This window comes from Rhodopila sp. (assembly GCF_965277165.1).
Classification (GTDB): domain Bacteria; phylum Pseudomonadota; class Alphaproteobacteria; order Acetobacterales; family Acetobacteraceae; genus Rhodopila.
Genome location: NZ_CBDICE010000006.1, coordinates 23,747 through 40,977 on the forward strand (window position 1 = coordinate 23,747; position 17,231 = coordinate 40,977).

The 17,231-nt window shown below is 66.2% G+C and carries 17 protein-coding genes; 10 read left to right on the forward strand and 7 right to left on the reverse strand.

Annotation, left to right across the window (positions count from 1 at the left end; all coding sequences use genetic code 11):
* The first annotated feature begins 22 nt into the window (after nt 1–22).
* Both ACQY4Y_RS11730 and ACQY4Y_RS11735 read left to right on the forward strand, forming a co-directional pair.
* The gene (locus ACQY4Y_RS11730) at nt 23–1,516 is read left to right on the forward strand and encodes a YifB family Mg chelatase-like AAA ATPase (RefSeq protein WP_428493625.1); all 1,494 of its coding nucleotides are present in this window, start codon (nt 23–25) and stop codon (nt 1,514–1,516) included.
* A 164-nt stretch (nt 1,517–1,680) separates the two neighbouring features.
* Nucleotides 1,681–1,917 (forward strand): hypothetical protein, encoded by a 237-nt coding sequence (locus ACQY4Y_RS11735; protein WP_428493626.1) that lies wholly within the window; start codon nt 1,681–1,683, stop codon nt 1,915–1,917.
* Nucleotides 1,918–1,926: 9 nt separating this feature from the next.
* Here the strand turns inward: ACQY4Y_RS11735 and ACQY4Y_RS11740 are convergent, their stop codons facing one another.
* The 5 genes from ACQY4Y_RS11740 to ACQY4Y_RS11760 form a co-directional block, all read right to left on the reverse strand.
* Nucleotides 1,927–2,418: a metallophosphoesterase family protein gene (locus ACQY4Y_RS11740; protein ID WP_428490802.1), complete on the reverse strand. Its 492-nt coding sequence runs from the start codon at nt 2,416–2,418 to the stop codon at nt 1,927–1,929.
* Nucleotides 2,419–2,451: 33 nt separating this feature from the next.
* Complete coding sequence (locus ACQY4Y_RS11745) at nt 2,452–2,763, reverse strand: hypothetical protein (protein ID WP_428490803.1); 312 nt, start codon at nt 2,761–2,763, stop codon at nt 2,452–2,454.
* An 83-nt stretch (nt 2,764–2,846) separates the two neighbouring features.
* A complete protein-coding gene (locus tag ACQY4Y_RS11750) occupies nt 2,847–3,620 on the reverse strand; it encodes an enoyl-CoA hydratase/isomerase family protein (protein WP_428490804.1) in 774 nt (257 codons plus the stop codon).
* The gene (locus ACQY4Y_RS11755; RefSeq protein ID WP_428490805.1) at nt 3,617–4,579 is read right to left on the reverse strand and encodes a hydroxymethylglutaryl-CoA lyase; all 963 of its coding nucleotides are present in this window, start codon (nt 4,577–4,579) and stop codon (nt 3,617–3,619) included. Before ACQY4Y_RS11755 ends, ACQY4Y_RS11750 begins: the two co-directional genes overlap by 4 nt.
* Nucleotides 4,580–4,592: 13 nt before the next feature.
* Nucleotides 4,593–5,480, reverse strand: coding sequence for an ABC transporter substrate-binding protein (locus ACQY4Y_RS11760; RefSeq protein WP_428490806.1), 888 nt, complete (start codon nt 5,478–5,480; stop codon nt 4,593–4,595).
* Nucleotides 5,481–5,619: 139 nt separating this feature from the next.
* Between ACQY4Y_RS11760 and ACQY4Y_RS11765 the strand changes: the two genes are divergently transcribed.
* The 3 genes from ACQY4Y_RS11765 (at nt 5,620) to ACQY4Y_RS11775 (ending at nt 9,403) form a co-directional block, all read left to right on the forward strand.
* A complete protein-coding gene (locus tag ACQY4Y_RS11765) occupies nt 5,620–6,570 on the forward strand; it encodes a TIGR03619 family F420-dependent LLM class oxidoreductase (RefSeq protein WP_428490807.1) in 951 nt (316 codons plus the stop codon).
* Nucleotides 6,571–6,591: 21 nt separating this feature from the next.
* Nucleotides 6,592–8,073, forward strand: coding sequence for a tetratricopeptide repeat protein (locus ACQY4Y_RS11770; protein WP_428490808.1), 1,482 nt, complete (start codon nt 6,592–6,594; stop codon nt 8,071–8,073).
* 166 nt (nt 8,074–8,239) lie between these two features.
* A complete protein-coding gene (locus tag ACQY4Y_RS11775) occupies nt 8,240–9,403 on the forward strand; it encodes a serine hydrolase domain-containing protein (RefSeq protein ID WP_428490809.1) in 1,164 nt (387 codons plus the stop codon).
* A gap of 523 nt (nt 9,404–9,926) precedes the next feature.
* Here the strand turns inward: ACQY4Y_RS11775 and ACQY4Y_RS11780 are convergent.
* Nucleotides 9,927–11,108: an MFS transporter gene (locus ACQY4Y_RS11780; RefSeq protein WP_428490810.1), complete on the reverse strand. Its 1,182-nt coding sequence runs from the start codon at nt 11,106–11,108 to the stop codon at nt 9,927–9,929.
* A gap of 133 nt (nt 11,109–11,241) precedes the next feature.
* The gene (gene thiL, locus ACQY4Y_RS11785; RefSeq protein ID WP_428490811.1) at nt 11,242–12,192 is read right to left on the reverse strand and encodes a thiamine-phosphate kinase; all 951 of its coding nucleotides are present in this window, start codon (nt 12,190–12,192) and stop codon (nt 11,242–11,244) included.
* Nucleotides 12,193–12,537: 345 nt separating this feature from the next.
* Between thiL and ACQY4Y_RS11790 the strand changes: the two genes are divergently transcribed.
* From ACQY4Y_RS11790 to ACQY4Y_RS11810, 5 genes are all read left to right on the forward strand, one after another.
* A complete protein-coding gene (locus tag ACQY4Y_RS11790) occupies nt 12,538–13,395 on the forward strand; it encodes a branched-chain amino acid ABC transporter permease (RefSeq protein ID WP_428490812.1) in 858 nt (285 codons plus the stop codon).
* A 3-nt stretch (nt 13,396–13,398) separates the two neighbouring features.
* Nucleotides 13,399–14,370 (forward strand): branched-chain amino acid ABC transporter permease, encoded by a 972-nt coding sequence (locus ACQY4Y_RS11795; protein WP_428490813.1) that lies wholly within the window; start codon nt 13,399–13,401, stop codon nt 14,368–14,370.
* Nucleotides 14,360–15,088, forward strand: coding sequence for an ABC transporter ATP-binding protein (locus ACQY4Y_RS11800; RefSeq protein ID WP_428490814.1), 729 nt, complete (start codon nt 14,360–14,362; stop codon nt 15,086–15,088). The genes ACQY4Y_RS11795 and ACQY4Y_RS11800 overlap by 11 nt, the downstream gene beginning before the upstream one ends.
* Before the next feature lie 49 nt (nt 15,089–15,137).
* The gene (locus ACQY4Y_RS11805; RefSeq protein ID WP_428490815.1) at nt 15,138–15,887 is read left to right on the forward strand and encodes an ABC transporter ATP-binding protein; all 750 of its coding nucleotides are present in this window, start codon (nt 15,138–15,140) and stop codon (nt 15,885–15,887) included.
* Between the two features lie 151 nt (nt 15,888–16,038).
* The gene (locus ACQY4Y_RS11810; protein WP_428490816.1) at nt 16,039–17,226 is read left to right on the forward strand and encodes a cation:proton antiporter; all 1,188 of its coding nucleotides are present in this window, start codon (nt 16,039–16,041) and stop codon (nt 17,224–17,226) included.
* Nucleotides 17,227–17,231: the final 5 nt, after the last annotated feature.

Here is a 17,231-nt window from a genome sequence, read left to right on the forward strand (position 1 = left end):
CAAGCGCATTCAATCCTCCACCATGGCGATTGCCAACACGTTCGCATTCAGCGGCATCGAGGCGGTGCCGGTCGAGGTGCAGGTGCAGATCGCGCCGGGTTCTCCTGGACTGGTGCTGGTCGGGCTGCCCGACAAGGCGGTTGGTGAGGCGCGCGAACGGGTGCGTGCCGCGTTCGCCGCGATCGGCCTGTCGCTGCCGCTGAAGCGGGTTTTGATCAATCTGAAACCTGCTGATCTGTTGAAGGAAGGCAGCCATTTCGATCTGCCGCTGGCGCTTGGGCTGCTGGCGGCCATGGAGGTGCTGCCGCGCGACGAGATTGCCGGCTATGCCGCGCTGGGCGAGTTGTCGCTGGACGGGTCGCTGAACCCGGTGGCGGGGATTCTGCCGGCGGCGATCGCTGCCTCGGCCCGCGACCTGGGGCTGATCTGTCCCGCTAGCCAGGGCGGCGAGGCGGCCTGGGCGGGGCGGATCGAGGTGCTGGCGCCGACTGACTTGCTGAGCCTGATCAATCATTTTCGCGGCACCCAGGTGCTGACGCCGCCTGACACCGCCGGGGTGGCCGAGGTCGGGGCGTCGCCCGACATGAGCGACGTGCGCGGGATGGAAACGGCGAAACGGGCGCTGGAGATCGCCGCCGCCGGCGGCCACAATCTGCTGCTGGTGGGGCCTCCGGGGGCGGGCAAATCGATGCTGGCGGCGCGGTTGCCGGGATTGCTGCCGGATCTGGAGCCTCGGCTGGCGCTGGAGGTGAGCATGATTCACAGCGTCGCCGGGCTGCTGGCGGGCGGGCGGCTGGTGATGCGGCCGCCGTTTCGTGAGCCGCACCATTCCGCCTCGCAGGCAGCGCTGACCGGCGGCGGGCTGCGCGCTCGGCCGGGTGAGGTCAGCCTGGCGCATCGCGGGGTGCTGTTCCTGGACGAACTGCCGGAGTTTCCCCGCCAGGCGCTGGAGTCGTTGCGTCAACCGATGGAGTCGGGGCGCACCACGGTGTCGCGCGCCGCCGCCCACATCACCTATCCGGCGCGGTTCCAATTGGTTGCCGCGATGAACCCGTGCCGCTGCGGCTATCTGAGCGATGCTGGCCGGGAGTGCGGGCGGGTGCCGCGCTGTGGCGAGGATTACCAGAACCGGGTCAGCGGGCCGGTGCTTGACCGCATCGACCTGGCGGTGGACGTGCAGCCGGCGACCGCGGCGGACCTGTCGCGTGGGGCGCCGGGCGAGGCGAGTGCCGCGATCGCTGGGCGAGTGGCCAGGGCGCGCCGGGTGCAGGCCGAGCGCTATGGGGCGGAAGGGGCGGTGTGCAATGCCGAGGCAGATGGCAAGCTGATCCGGTTGCTGCCGGAGGCACAGACCCTGCTGGAACAGGCGATGGAGCGGCTGCGTCTGTCGCCGCGGGGTTATACCAGGGCGATGCGCGTGGGGCGCACCATCGCCGATCTGGCGGGCGCCGAGATGGTTGCGCGGACCCATATCGCGGAGGCGCTGGCATTCCGTCACCGCGGGCCGGGGCGGTAGCAACCGTTGACTTGGCCGCAACGTTGCAGGGGACGGTTCCGCCATCTGAGGCATCCGCCCGCGTTGAACAGGCGGCCCGGCGCTCGCCCTTGCCGTTCGATTCGGTTGCCTCTATGCTGAACTACGAATGCGAATGGTTCGCAATTAAGGAGCACGTCCCAGTTATGGCGCAGGAAAGCCTTATCGCCCGGCGGTGTGAACGTGCCGTAGTGACCGCCTATAGCGAACTGCGTGAGATTGGGTCCGACGACATGTCGGCGTTTCAGGCCTGCACCGCGTTGTATCGAATTCACCACCCTGAAGCGTCGATCAACGAAGCCCGGCGACTGGTTGCTGAATGGATCGACCATCATCTGGTGCGCCGGGCGACTGGCCCGACCGACGGCTGCTCCTGCGAGTAGAGCGCGATCTCAGGCACCACGCATCTGGTGCACGGCGATCGGGCGGAAATCCCAGCAGTCGACGCCGACGTCGGTTTGCCGAGGCAGCGATTTAAGCCTTCCGTGGCTATGGCCGTGCAGGTTGAGCGCGCCCTTTGCCATGCCGTTCCAGGTGCGGAAGGCGTAGTGGCACAGCACCAGCCTGGTGGAGTCGATGGTGAGCTCGGCATAGGTCTGGATGCTGGCCCAATCGGGCAGCGCGGCGATTTCGGGCGTGTCGTTGTTGCCGGTGACCAGGTGCTTTCGGCCGCGCAGTTGGCGCAGCAGGGCAGCGGCGGCCTCGGGGCTGGTGCGCAGTGCGAAATCGCCCAGGTGCCAGACGTCATCGGCTGGTCGAACGGTTTGGTTCCAGCGATCGATCATTTGCGCGTTCATTTCGGCGCCCGAGGCGAATGGCCGGTGATAGAGCGACAGAGCGCCGGCGTGGCCGAAATGGGTATCTGCGGTGAACCAGACCGCCATCAGCGTAGGTACTTCTGAGTGCCGAGCACAGATTCAAGGGTCGTCAGTGGTGTCGGCAAGTAATAGTTCGGCGGTTTTGCCGTGTTTCAGAAGTAACCCGAGGACTTGGTCTACCCCTTGTGGCGTAAGTTCGAGATGCCAATGACATTGCAGCGCGCCCGGCAGCAATTGAACGGGATCGTGGATATAGCCGTCGGCGAGCGCTCGATCGAGGACCGCGTGCAAGGCATTCGGGTCGATGTCCGGGCCGGCGATCATCGCTACTCGGACAAGTCCATTTTCGCGGTTGGGTTCCTTGATGCTGTGGCGGAAGGCCACGAGAAGGAGCCGAGCGATCAGTTCCATGATGGCGGGTCAGCCAAGGGCGGCCCGGTGCAAACCGATGACGCAACGCGGCTATCTTCCATGACCTTGCTTTGGTATTTTCGTCATCGTCCCGGCCAGATGGGGGCGCGTTTTTCGATGAATGCGGCGCGTCCCTCGGCGGCGTCCTCGGTTAGTGCCAGGGTGCCGATCTGCGCCTCCATAAACACCGCTGATTGGTCGAAATTCAACTGCTCGGTGGTGCGCATCGCGTATTTGCCGCGACGGATCGCTGTCGGGCTTTTGTCAAGTAGCCGGGACAGCAGCCAGTCCAATTTGGCATCGAGTTCGGCGGGGGGAACGACGTAGTTCAGCAACCCGATCCGGAGCGCCTCGGCAGCGTCGATCGGTTCTCCGGTCAGCGCCATCTCGTATAGTTTGCGGGGGGGAATCAGGCGTTGGAGGACTGCCATGATCTGCATCGGGAAGATGCCGATCTTGACCTCCGGCATGCCGAAGCGGGCGGTCTCGACACTGATCGCCATGTCGCACATGCCGATCAGCCCCAGGCCGCCGGCCATGGCGTGGCCGTTGACCCGGGCGATCAGCGGCAGGGTGAGGTCGCGGGCCTGCTTCATCAGCTTGACGAAGGACAGCCCGACTTTCGAGTAGTCGTATTTGAACGAGCCGGAGCCGGCGGCCAGGTCGGCCCCGGCGCAGAACGCCTTGTCGCCGGCGCCGGTGAGCACGACCGCGCGGATGTGGGGATCGGCCGACGCTGCGCCGAGGCCGGCGGCGATGGCGTCGGTGACGGCATCGTTGATGGCGTTGCGGCGGGCCTCGCGATCGATGGTGATCCACTGCACGATGCCGCGCTTTTCGATCAGCACATCGTTCATGCGCTTGGTCCCTGGTGGTTGCGGTATTTGGACAGGCTGCCGCCGTGCATGATCTTGCCGGGCAGCGGATGGCCGACGATATCCTCGGCCAGGCGGGCGCAGTCGATCAGGGCGTCGAGGTCGATGCCGGTTTCGATGCCCATTTCCTGGCACATGAACACCAGGTCCTCGGTGCAGATGTTTCCGGCCGCGCCCTTGTGGCCGGCGAACGGGCAGCCGCCGAGGCCGGCGCACGAACTATCGAAGCTATCGATGCCCATGCGCAGGCCGGTCAGCGCGTTGGCCAGGCCGGTGCCGCGGGTGTCGTGCAGATGCAGCGCCAGGCGCAGCGCCGGATAGCGGTCGCGGACGATGCCGACGACGCGTTCGATCGATGCCGGTGACGCCCAGCCGACGGTATCGGCCAGTCGCACCCGATCGAGGGTGATGCCGAAATCGTCGGCCAAAGCGAGCAGCGAGGCGACGCAGTCGCGCACGGTTTCGGGGGCGATGGCGCCTTCGAAGTTGCAGCCGAACGCGGTCATCACGATGGCTGATTCGACTGGTATCTGGCGGTCGCGGAAGAATTCCAGTTGGCGGCGCTGTTCGGCCAGCGTTTCGGCGTTGTCCTTGTTTGTGTTACGGATCGAGAACGTGTTCGAGGCGCTCATTTGCAGGTCGCTGGCGATGTGCAATGGCGTCTGGATGGCGCGTTCATAGCCGCGCAGGTTCAGCGCGATGGCGGTGTAGGCCACGTCGGGGCGCCGGCGGATGGACTGCGCGACGTCGGCGGCGTCGGCCATGCCGGGGACGCGGCGCGGATCGACGAAGGAGACGCACTGCACGTCGCGCAGGCCGGTTTCGGCCAGGGCCTCGCAGAAGCGAACCTTGTCGGCTGTTGCGATCGGTCCGGGTTCGATCTGGAAACCCTCGCGTGGGCCTTCTTCGTGGATCTGGACGCGTTTTGGCAGGTCGGTCATGGGTGGCTTCCCATCATGCGAAAATTTCCTCGATCGAGTAGCTTCGCGGCAGCAGTTTTTGTTCTTCGGCGTAACGGAGGCACAGTTCGATGCCGGTCCGGTTCTCTTCAAGTCCGTATGGCAGAACGTTTGTCCCGACAATTGTATTGAACCGAGCCTCGGCGCTGGTTTCGGTGGCGGCGGCCTTGGCGGCGGTGAACAGCCGCATCAGTTCGTCCGGCAGCCAGGGGTGCGCGCGCACCAAGTCGGCGCGCAGGCACAGCAGATGGTTAACCGGATAGGCTGCGGTCCGGCGGAACCAGGCCGACGCCGCCGCCATCGGGTCGGCGATCACTGGTCGCACCGCCGAAGGATCGAGTCCGGGCAGAGCGATCGCGGCGTCGATTTCGCCAGCTTGCAGCATCGCCTTGAGGTCGGCGCCGGGGGCAATGCGATGCACATTGGGCGGGTCGGTGTATTCCTGGACGTGGGCGTCTTCGTCGGTCAGCCAGGTGATGTCGCGGTGATCGACGCCGTATTCGTCGAGCAGGATGCCGCGCACCCAGACCCCGGTGGTCTGCGACCATGCCCGCACGCCGATTCGTTTGCCGAGCAGATCGGCCGGGTGGCGGATCGCGGACTGCGCCGGGCAGACCAGCGCGGCGTGATGAAAGCCGCGCATCAAGACGATCGGCAGCGCCTTGATCGGTTTGCCGAAGGCGTGGGCCTGGGCCAGCGTGGTCAGGGCGATCTCGCACAGGTCAAAATCGAGCGTGCGGACCATGCGGCGGAAGGCGCGGGTGATAAGGGGGACTTCCTCGAAGTCGAAGCGAACGCGTTCGGATGCCACTGCGCCCTGCTTGATCGCCCGGACATGGGGATAGTCCGCGATGGCGGCGCGCAGGGTGATCGGTTCGGTCATCGGGTGCATCCTGCCGATCCGGCGTGATCGCGCAACTGGGCCGGTTTGAATCGGGCGGAAATCCGTGGTCGAACCGGCGTCGCGCCGTACGGTTGTCGTCGCGCTGTTACGAGGTCTTTGCCCGAGAGAGGGAACCACCATGCAAATCGGCTTCAACCTGCCGGTCAGCGGGCCGATGGCCTCGGCCGAGGTCATCGCCAACATCGCCCAACTGGGTGAATCGCTGGGCTTCGACTACCTGACCCTGACTGACCATATCGCGCTGCCCGATACCAGCACGCCGGGCTATCCGTACTCAACCACCGGGGAGTTCTACACGCCCGATCCGGGCCACCGGGTGGAGCAACTCACCACCGCCGCCTGGGTGGCGGCCAAGACCAGCAAAATCCGCATCGTGCTGGCGGTGATGGTGGTGCCGCACCGGCCGGCGGTAGTGACCTCGAAGATGCTGACGACGATCGACGTGCTGTCCGGCGGGCGCCTGGTGGTGGGTATCGGGGCCGGCTGGCTGAAGCTGGAGCTGGATGCGGTGTCGACCACACCGTTCGCTGAGCGTGGCGCGGTGACGGACGAGTATCTGGACGCGATGCGTGTCATCTGGACGCAGGAGCGGCCAGTGTTTCACGGCAAATACGTCCACATTGATGGGCTGCTGACCGACCCGAAGCCGCTGCAGAAGCCGCATCCGCCGATCTGGGTCGGCGGCGAGAGCGGCCCGTCGATGCGCCGAGCCGCCAGGATCGGCGATGCCTGGTATCCGATCGGCAGCAACAACGCCCATCTGCTGGATACGCTGCCCAGGCTGACCGCCGGCATCGGTCGCATCCGCGAGCTGACCCGGGCGGCGGGCCGCGATCCCGCCGCCATGGGCGTGGTTTATCGCGTCAAGCGGCACGGCCAGCCGGGTCCGGCGGCGACCGACGGGCATCGGAAACTGTTCACCGGTTCGGTGGCCGACACCATCGAGGACATCACCGCGGTGCGTGCGATCGGGGTCACCGCGTTGGATTTCGACTTTGAAGGCCGGGATACAACGAAATCCGCCGCTGACATGAAAAAATTCCACCACGAGGTCTTGTCTAGGATTTAAGTCCACACAACTTGCGGCGGTATGATCCGCGCTGCCGCACAAGCCGAACACAATCACGGGTTCCACCTGCACCTGCATAACCGGGTGCAGGAGGCGGAGCCGTTCTACCACCGAGCCGTCGCACTCGATCCGGCGTTCAAGGAGGCCTGTATCAATCTGGGGCTGGCGGCGCTGACGCAGGGCCGGGCGGAGGAGGCGCTGTCGTGCCAGCGCCAGGCGCTGCGGCTCGATCCCGACTGTGCGGATTCGCACAACAATCTGGGCATGGCGCACTACGCGATGGGGCATGTCGCGGAGGCGGAGAATTGCTTCCGGGCGGCGCTGCGGCTGCGCGCCGAGTATCCCAACGCGATGCTGAACCTGGGCTCGACCCGGCATATCCTGAATGATCTGGAGCAGGCTGAGGCGCTGTTCCGCGGCGCGCTGGCGCTTGGGGTGGACCCGGCGCGGGGCAACAGCAACCTGGCGCTGGCGCTGCTGCAGCGGATGCGTCCCGAGGAGGCGGAACTGTGCTGTCGGGAAGCCCTGGTGGCGCGTCCCGAAAACCCGGAGGCGCGTGCCAACCTGGCGCTGGCGTTGCTGCTGATGGGCCGGATGGAAGAGGGTTGGCGGGAATACGAGGCGCGCTGGCAGGTCGAGGCGATGGGTGGGCCGGCGCCGGCGTTGCGACAACCGCGCTGGAGCGGCCAGGCGCTGAACGGTGAGACGGTGCTGCTGTACGCGGAGCAGGGGTTCGGCGATACGCTGCAGTTCTGCCGTTACGCTCCGATGGTCGCGGCGGCGGGCGGGCGCGTCGTGCTAGTGGTGCCGAAGCCGCTGCGCCGGCTGATGACGACGCTGGACGGGGTGGCCGAGGTGCGGTGCGAGGATGACGCGCTGCTTCCGGCGTTCGACTATCACAGCCCGCTGCTGAGCCTGCCGGCCGCGTTCGGCACGACGCTGGCGACGATCCCGGCGCCGCGATCCTATCTGCGGGCCGATCCGGGCCGTTGGGCCGATTTCCTGGCGGCCTGTCCGGGAATGAAGGTCGGCCTGGTGTGGGCCGGCAAATCGCGGACCGCGCAACCTCATGCGGTGGCAATCGACCAGCGCCGGTCGATGCGCCTGGCCGACATGGTGCCGCTGCTGGAGGTTAGTGGGTGCAGTTTCGTATCGTTGCAGCTTGGACCTCCGGCGGGGCAGATGGAGTGTCTGCCCGATTGGGTCAACTTGCGGGACGTTTCGGACCGGCTGACCGACTGGAGTGATACGGCCGATCTGATCGCGGGCCTCGATCTGGTGATCGCGGTGGATACCGCCGTGGTTCATCTGGCAGGCGCGCTGGGCCGGCCGGTTTGGTTGCTGAACAGGTTCGATTCGTGTTGGCGCTGGCTGATGCACCGCGATGATAGCCCTTGGTATCCCAGCATGCGGCAGTTCCGTCAGAGCAGTCCGGGCGACTGGAAGGGTGTCATTCAGCGCGTGGGAGACGCGCTGCGGGATCGGGCGTCCGGAGTCGGCTGACGCTTTTACCCCGTATCGCGTTTGCCGCTGTGTTTGTGCCGGCGTCGAGGCGGTCGGTCGCCTTGGCGTCCGGTGGCGAACCGGTTTAGGCTCCGTATGACTGCGTTTTTACGCCGCTATTGGGCTTGTTGTGGCGGCCCAACAAACAAAAAAATCGGAGGAAACCATGGTCGATACAAGCAGGATCGCTGCCCCGCTGCGCCAGGCGGCTGACGCCGGTGACGTGCCGGGGGTGGTCGCGGCGGCGGCCGACGCCGACGGGGTGATGTTCGAGGCGGCGTTCGGCACGCGCGATCTGGCGACCGGCGTGCCGATGACCACCGATACGGTGGTCTGGATCGCCTCGATGACCAAGGCGGTCACCGCGGCCTGTGCCATGCAATTGGTCGAGCAGGGCAGGCTGTCGCTGGACCGGGACATCGCCGAGGTGCTGCCCGATTTGGGCCGGGTGCAGGTTCTGGACGGCTTCGACGCGCAGGGCGCGCCTCGGTTGCGGGCTCCGAGGCGGTCGATCACGCTGCGCCATCTGCTGACCCATACCTCGGGCCACGCCTATGAGATGTGGAACGCCGGAATCGGGCGGTACGTGCAGGCGACCGGAACCCCCGCCATTACCACGTGCCGGAACGCGGCGTTGGCGCTGCCGCTGACGGCCGATCCGGGCGAGAAATGGGAGTACGGCATCGGCGTTGACTTCGCCGGCAAGGCGGTCGAGGCGGTATCGGGGCAAACCCTGGCCCAGTATATGCAGGATCACATCTTCACGCCGTTGGGCATGACCGACACCGGCTTCAAGATCGGCGAGGCGCAGCGTCGGCGGCTGGCGAAAATCCACGCCAGGACCGCTGATGGATTGGTATCGACGGATACCGAAATCCCGCAGGAGCCGGAATTCCATATGGGCGGCGGCGGGCTGTATTCGACTGCGGGGGATTATTTGAAGTTCGCGCAAATGATCCTGCATGACGGGCGCCTGGACGGCGCGCGGATCCTGCGGCCGGAGACGGTGGCGGCGATGTCGGCGAACGCGATGGGTGCGTTGGTGTGTAATCCGATGAAGACCGCGGTGCCGGCGGCGAGCAACGACGTCGATTTCGTCGACGGCATGCAGTGGGGCCTGAGTTTCCTGATCAACCCGGAGCCATTGCCGACCGGGCGTTCGGCCGGCAGCCTGTCCTGGGCGGGGATGGCCAATTCCTATTACTGGATCGATCCGAAGCGTCAGGTGGCGGGGGTGTACGCGACCCAGGTGCTGCCGTTCTATGATGCCAAGGCTGTGCGGGCGTTCGAGGGTTTCGAGACCGCGGTCTATGCCACGCTTGGCGGCTGAGTTTTTTGCTCGCCTGATGCTTGCGCCTTGAACGTCCTGGCGGCCGCGATATCAGGCTTTAGCTCGCGGCCGGCGACCTGAAACGCGGCCTTGGTGTGGCGTGCCGCCTTAATCATACCGCTGGCCGCCCCAGATTCCGACACCAGGCGGGATTACCTCTGTGCTGTGGCGCAGGTCACAGAACCGGCGAGCCAACCGACGATAGCATCGCCGGACTGTCAGACGGAGGCTTCAGATGCGGATCTATATAGAGGTCGTTGCCACCATCGTCGGGCTGCTCGGCGCCTATGTCGCGCTGGCGCAGTTCCTGGCCTGACCGGTGGTGGCGACGCGTCGCGGGCGATATCGCCTTGCGCGTCATTGACCAGGTTGCCGGCCGCGCGGCGGAGCCGGAGCTCACCTGGGCGCTCTGCCTAGACCACGATATCAGCAAGGTATGGGTTCATGCTTCGCCTCGGGTGTTCAAGGGGCAGATCAGGCGTAAACCGAATACGGAACAACTTGCCGCGGTGCCCTGGCCTGGTCAGAATGTTGATGGTCTGAGCACCGCCGGACGGGATCGCGCCACCCAGTGCCAGCCGACCACGGCAAACGCGATCAGCACCGGGGGCACGGCGGTCAGGTTCAACGCTTCCCAGCCCGCGGTCGCCTGCACCGCGCCCGAGGTCACCGCGGTCAGCGCGACGCTGCCGAACACGATGAAATCGTGGGTTGCCTGCACCCGGACCCGTTCCTCGGGTGCATACGCCGTGGTCAGGATCGTCGTCCCACCGACGAACATGAAATTCCATCCCAGGCCGAGCAGCCCCAGGGCGATCATGAAGGTTGCAAGCAGCGGCGGCTGGTAAACATTCACCGCCACGCAGCCCAGTGTCAGCACGCCGCCGGCGATGATGATCTGGTGCACGCCGAATTTCTGGATCAGCCGCCCGGTGACGAAACCGGGCAAATACATCGCGATCGAGTGCACTCGGATCACGTCCGCACTGGCGCCGACGCCGAGGCCGCACATCAGCATTTGCAGCGGGGTTGACGCCATCACCAGGATCATCGTGCCGTAGCCGACCAGCGAGCTGACCACCGCGGTGACGAAGTCGGGCCGGGCGAAGATCGCGCGGAACGGCACCGGAACGCTCGATCTGATCGGCGCCGGCGGGACCCGCACGAAGCTGAGCAGGACCGCGGTGATCACCGGCAGCACCAGCAGACAAAGATATGTGGCCAGGAACACGTCGTCCGGGATCAGCGCGTTGGTGCGCTTCACCACCTCGGGCCCGATGATGGCCGCCACCACGCCGCCCGCCAGCACCAGCGAGATGGCTCGGGCCTTAGCGTGCGGATCGGCGACCTCGGCCGCGGCGAAGCGCAGGTGCTGGGCGATGCCGAAGCCCAGTCCTGCGGGGATCGCGCCCAGGCAGTAAATGACGAAATTCCCGGTGTAGATGCCCAGTGCGAAGGTCATGCTGCCGCACATCATAATCGCGCAGCCCAGCCAGAATCCGCCGCGCCGGCCGAAGCGGGGGAAGGCATAGCCGGCGACCACCGAGGCGGCCATCACCGCGACCATCTGGATCGCGATTGGCAAAGTGTTCAGCGCGGTGCCGGACAGCTTGTAGCCGACCAGCGAGGCCATCACGGTCTGCCCCGACATCACCGCGCTGGTCAGCGCCTGACAGGCGAACAGCAGCCAGACATTCTTGTTCATTGCAGCCGGTCTAACCTCTCGAACGCGCAGTTTCGGCCGGAGCATTGTCGGTTCAGACTGAACGATAATGCTTTGCTCATTGTTCGAGAGAGCGACTCACGCGTTTGCTAATGCCACCAAAAGCGATCGCACTCTAGAAGTGACTCCAGCCCCGCTGTTTCAGAGCAAGCGGTTCTCCGCCTGCCTGGCGCACCATGACCTCGGCCGGGCCGGAATGGAAGTGGCCGATCCGGGTGAGCGGGATGGCGCGCGCCGCCGCCGCCGCTCGTAGCTTGTCGGCGCGGGTGGGCGGGACTGCCAGCAGCAGCTCGTAATCGTCGCCTCCGGTGAGGCAGGTTTCCAGCCAATCCGCCCCGGCTGCGCGGGCCGCATCGGATAGCGGCACCTGATCGGCGAAGATCTCGGCCGCCAGCCGGTTGGCGCCGCAAAGGTGTCCAAGGTCCTGCACCAGCCCGTCGGAAACATCCATCGCGGCCGAAGCGACGCCGGCCAGCGCCAGCCCGACCCGCGGTTGCGGCAGGCGGTAGCGGTCCAACAGAAATCCGGTCGGGTCGGCGAGGCGGCTGTGCGCCGCGGCCAGTCCCAGGGCACCGTCGCCGATCGTGCCGGTTACCCAGATTTCATCGCCGGCCGATGCGCCGAAGCGGTGGACTGCCTCGCCTGGCGCGACGTGGCCGATGATGGTCAGCGACAGCGAAATCGGCCCGGGCGTGGATGTTGTATCGCCGCCGAGCAGGGTGACGGCGTAATGCGCCTGGTCCTGGGCGAGTCCGGCCGCGAAGGAGGCAAACCATGTGTCCGGCGTGTCCTTGGGGGTCGAGACGGTCATCAGGTAGCCCAACGGCGTCGCGCCCTTGGCGGCGAGGTCGGACAGGTTCACTCGCAGCAGCTTGCGCCCGACCAGGTCGGCGGGATCGTCGGCTAGGAAATGCACACCGCCCACCATGGCGTCGGCGGTCAGCACCAGGTCGCGTCCGGGCGGCGGGGTCAGTAGTGCTGCGTCGTCGCGCAGGTCCAGTGCGCCGGGGCCGGCTAGCGGACGGAAGTGGCGGGCGATCAGGGAGAACTCGGCGGGCAGGACCATCAGGGCGGCATTCCTATCCGGGCAGCGGGTTTCGACCGCGGATAGCATACACAGGATGCGGTGCGATGTTCATCGCCTGTGGGCACGAAAAGACCGCCCGAGCGGGCAATGCGCCTTCGAGCGGTCTTTCCGAGCCTGGGCCACCACAACCCGCGAGACGACGGCAGGACACACCATGTCGCCTCGTTGCCGAATTTGGCGAAGATGGTTTTGCCAATAAAGCAACAATGACGTGATCATATTAAATGGCCACTGACGCGGTGTTTTGTGGCGCGCGCGAATGGCTTGTCGCCACACTCGTCATCCTTCATCATAGCGGCTGGCAAACCAGGGGGGCTTAACCCAGTGATCCTGCTGCAGGTGGTGGTCAGCGGCCTGCTGATGGGATCGGTGTACGCTCTGTTTTCCTCGGGATTGACGCTGATCTGGGGCATGATGAACGTGGTCAACTTCGCCCACGGCGACTTTGTCATGCTGGCGATGTATGCGGCGTTCTTCGCTTTCACTTTATTGAAGCTGGGGCCGATCTTCTTTATTCCTGGCGCGGCGGCGCTGATGTTCGTGCTGGGTGTCGTGGTCTATCTCGGGCTGATCCGCCATGTCGCCAAGGGCCCGATGCTGGCGCAGATCCTAGGCACGTTCGGGCTGGCGCTGGTGCTGCGCTATGCCGCGTTCTGGGCGTTCACCGCCAATTTCGTCTCGCTGCCGGACAATCTGGTCGGCGGCACGTTCGCCATCGGCGGTCTGCGGATCGAGGCGTCGCGGCTGCTGGGGGGCGTATTGGCGCTCGTCATTACCGCCGGCATGCATCTGGTGCTGACCCGAACCGCCTTGGGCAGCCGCCTGCTGGCGGTGGCCGAAGACCGCAGCGCGGCCATGCTGATGGGCATCCGGCCGGACCGCATGCAGGCGATCGCATGGGGCATCGGGGGGGCCTCGACCGGGGTGGCCGGGGCGCTGATCGCACTGTTCTTCTATATCTCCCCCACGGTGGGCGAATCGCTGTCGCTGATCGCCTTCGTCGTGGTCTGCCTGGGTGGCTTCGGCAGCGTGCCGGGGGCGTTGATCGCCGGTCTGGGCATTGGCGTGATCCAGGCGCTGTCGGCCTACCTGATCGGCGCGGTCTATCAGGATGTGGTGGTCTATGCGCTGTTCCTGGTGGTGCTGTGGGTGCGGCCGCAGGGCCTGTTGGGAACCAACTGAGCGATGCGGAACTGGCCGCTGATCGTCATCGCTTTCCTGGCCATCGCCGCGTGGCCGCTGGCGGTGCAGGACGTGTTCCTGCAGCGCGTGGGGGCGCTGGTGTTGCTGGCGGCGATCTCGGCCTCGGCGTGGAATCTGCTGGGAGGCTATGCCGGGCAGGTCTCGGTGGGGCATGCGGTGTATTTCGGTGCCGGCGCCTATGCATCGCTAGTTGTCTATACAAAGTTGGGATGGCCGCCGATCGCGGGGGCGCCGATCGGTGTGGTGGTTTCGATGGCGATCTCGGCGTTGGTGGGCACGCCGACGTTCCGTCTGCGCGGGCACTATTTCTCGATGGCGACGATCGCGGCGGCCGAGTTGTTCCACATTCTGGTGGCCAACTGGCCGCTGACCGGGGCGGCGGTGGGGTTGATGGGGCCGCCGGTGCCGCGCGGGTGGTGGGACCTGTCGTTCATCAGCCCGATTCCCTACCACTATTTGTTCCTGACGGTTCTGGTGGTGCTGCTGGCGCTGACGTGGCAAATGCAGCGCAGCCGGATGGGGTATTACCTGGCGGCGGTCCGCGGCGGCGACCGCGCGGCGAGCAGCCTGGGGGTGCCGGTGCTGCGCTATAAGCTGTATGCGCTGCTGCTGTCGGCGGGGTTCACCTCGATCGCGGGGTCGCTCTATGCGGTGATGGTCGGCTTCATCGATCCGGACAGCGCGCTGGGTCTTCTGGTCTCGATCAAGATGGTGATCATCGCGGCACTGGGTGGGGCGGGGACGCTGTTCGGGCCGCTGGTCGGCGCGGTGATCCTGATCCCGCTGGAGGAAACCACCAACGCGATGTTCGGCGGCGGCGGCACCGGCATCACCTTCATCGTCTACGGCGCGATCATTCTGCTGGTGGCGCGGTTCCAGCCGGGCGGGGTGGCGGCATTGTGGGATGGGTTGACCGAGCGTCGGGCTTCCAGGGGGGTGGTGCGTGTTCCTTGAAGCGCGCGGCATCGTCAAGGCGTTCGGCGCGTTCCGTGCGGTGGATGCGGCCGACCTAGATGTGGCCGAAGGCGAGATCGTCGGGTTGATCGGGCCGAACGGGGCTGGCAAGAGCACGTTCTTCAATTGCCTGGCCGGTGATGCCGAACCCACGGCAGGGAGCATCCGCTTTCTCGATCAGGACGTCACCCGGACCAGCCCCGAGGCGCACGCCAGGCTGGGCATGGCTCGGACGTTCCAGGTGCCGGTGACGTTCGAGGACATGACGGTGGTGGAAAATGTCATGGTCGGCGCCTTCCTGCGCTATCCGCGGCGTGCCGAAGCGGTGCGCAAAGCTCAGGAGGTGCTGGCGTTCACCGGTCTGGCGCCTGTGGCCGGGTCGCCGGCCCGGTCGCTGGGAACGCCGGGGCGCAAGCGGCTGGAGATCGCGCGGGCGCTGGCGACCGAACCGCGGCTGTTGCTGCTGGACGAGGCACTGGCTGGGCTGACTCCGGCTGAGGTGCGGCTGGCGATCGAACTGGTGCGTCGGATCCAGGGGCTGGGGATCACCATCGTCATCGTCGAGCACATCATGGAGGTGATCCTGTCGCTGGCGGAACGGGCGGTGGTGTTTCATCAAGGCAAGGTCATCGCCCAGGGCAAGCCTCGGGCGGTGGTGGATGATCCCGCGGTGGTGGACGCCTATCTCGGCCACCATATGAAACGGGTGCGGATGTGATGGCGCCGGCACGGGTTGGGCAGGCGATGACACGGGTGGGCCAAGCCCGATGACCGTGCCCTTGCTCAGCGTGCCCTTGCTCAGCGTATCCGGGCTGCAGGTCCGATATGGTGATCTTGTCGGGGTCGGCGACGTCTCGTTGGCGGTGCCAGCGGGCGCCGTGGTCGCCCTGCTTGGGTCGAACGGCGCGGGAAAGACCACCACGCTGAACGCGATTGCCGGGTTGGTGCCGCCGGCCGGGGGCAGTGTGACCTGGCAGGGGCGGGCGATCACCGGCGCGCCGGCGTTCGCCATCGTTGCTTCTGGCCTGGCGCTGGCTCCCGAGGGCTGGCGGCTGTTCGTGCAGCAGACCGTGGAGCAGAACCTGCGGCTGGGGGCCACCGTGCTGGCCGATAAGCGGCGCGTGCCGGCGCTGCTGGATCGGGTATTCACGCTGTTTCCCCGGCTGGCGGAACGGCGCCGGCAGCGCGCCGGAACGCTGTCGGGCGGCGAGCGCCAGATGCTGGCGACCGGGCGCGCGTTGATGAGCGACCCGAAGCTGCTGATGCTGGACGAACCAAGCCTGGGGCTGGCGCCGGCGGTCATCGAGTCGATGTATCAGACGCTGGCTCGGCTACGGCAGGAGGGCCTGACGCTGCTGCTGGCGGAGCAGGCTGTCGAGCTGGCGCTGGAGGTGGCCGACTACGCCTATGTGCTGCAGACTGGGCGCACCGTGCTGGACGGACCGGCCGCCGCGCTTGCCGACGACAAGGACGTGCAGCGGATCTACCTGGGACTGGAGACCGAGCGGCGCTCGTGATCGGGGGGGCCGGGCGCGATAGAATGAATAATCGTCATCGTCATCCGACAATCCCATGCGCCGGCATCGTGGTGACGGGCGAAAAATCGGTCGGGCGCAGACAGCGGGCCTGGTTTACTCGATAAGGCGTGGCCGCAAATCGGAGGGTCGCTTGCCACACTTCTCGATCTACAGCCTGGGACTACTTTTGCTGATCGCTTCGGTGGTTGCCATGTTATCGCGTCGGCTCAGGCTGCCGTACAGCGTCGGCCTGGTGATCGCCGGTATCGGCCTCGCATTGCTGCCGAAGACGGTGGAATTGCCGCTGACGCGTGACTTGATCTTCAACATTTTTCTGCCCCCGCTGGTGTTCGAGGCAGCGCTGCAACTGAAATGGCCAGCGTTTAGCCGGGAACTTCCGCTGACCCTCGGGCTGGCGTTTCCGGGCGTCGTGATCGCCGCGGCCTGTGTCGCCGCGGGCATGCACTACACCGTCGGCTGGGCCTGGCCTGGCGCCGCGTTGTTTGGCGTGCTGATCGCGGCCACCGACCCGGTCTCGGTCATCGCCGCGTTCCGGGAAATGAACGTGGCGCCGCGGCTGAGCATGATCGTCGAATCCGAGAGCCTGTTGAATGACGGCGCCGCCGCCGTGGGCTTCTCGCTGATTGCCGCGATCGCCGCCGGAGCGTCGATGACGCCGCTGGCGATTGCCGGTTCGTTGCTGTTCACGGTGGCCGGAGGCGTCATATGCGGCCTTGCGGTGGCTGGCGCGGTTCTGCTGCTGGCGTGGCGGACCGAGGATCATCTGGTCGAGATTACGTTGACCACGATCGCTGCCTACGGATCGTTCCTGACCGCCGAACACTTCCATATGTCGGGTGTGCTGGCGTCGCTGACCGCTGGGCTGCTGGTCGGCAATGTTGGCTGGATGCGCGCAATCTCGGAAGGCGGCCGAACCCATCTGCTGGCGTTCTGGGAATACGCCGCGTTCCTGGCGAATTCCTTGGTGTTCATTCTGATCGGCAGCAACGAGGCGCGGCAGCCGATCCTGCCGATGGCCGGAGCGGCTGCGGTCGCGGTGGCGCTGGTGCTGCTGGGGCGGGCGCTGGCGGTCTATCCGCTTGCCGCGCTGTTTGCCCGCAGTCGCACCAGGATCGATGCCCGCTATCAGCACGTGCTGGTCTGGGGCGGGCTGCGCGGCGCGCTGGCGCTGGCGCTGGCACTGGCGCTGCCGTTCAATCTGGCGGAACGGCAGGAGATCCTGGTGGTGTCGTTCGCGGTCGTGGCGTTTTCCATCTTTGTGCAGGGTCTGACGATGCCGTGGCTGATTCGGCGCCTGGGTCTGCTGCGCGCGATGTGAGGCGG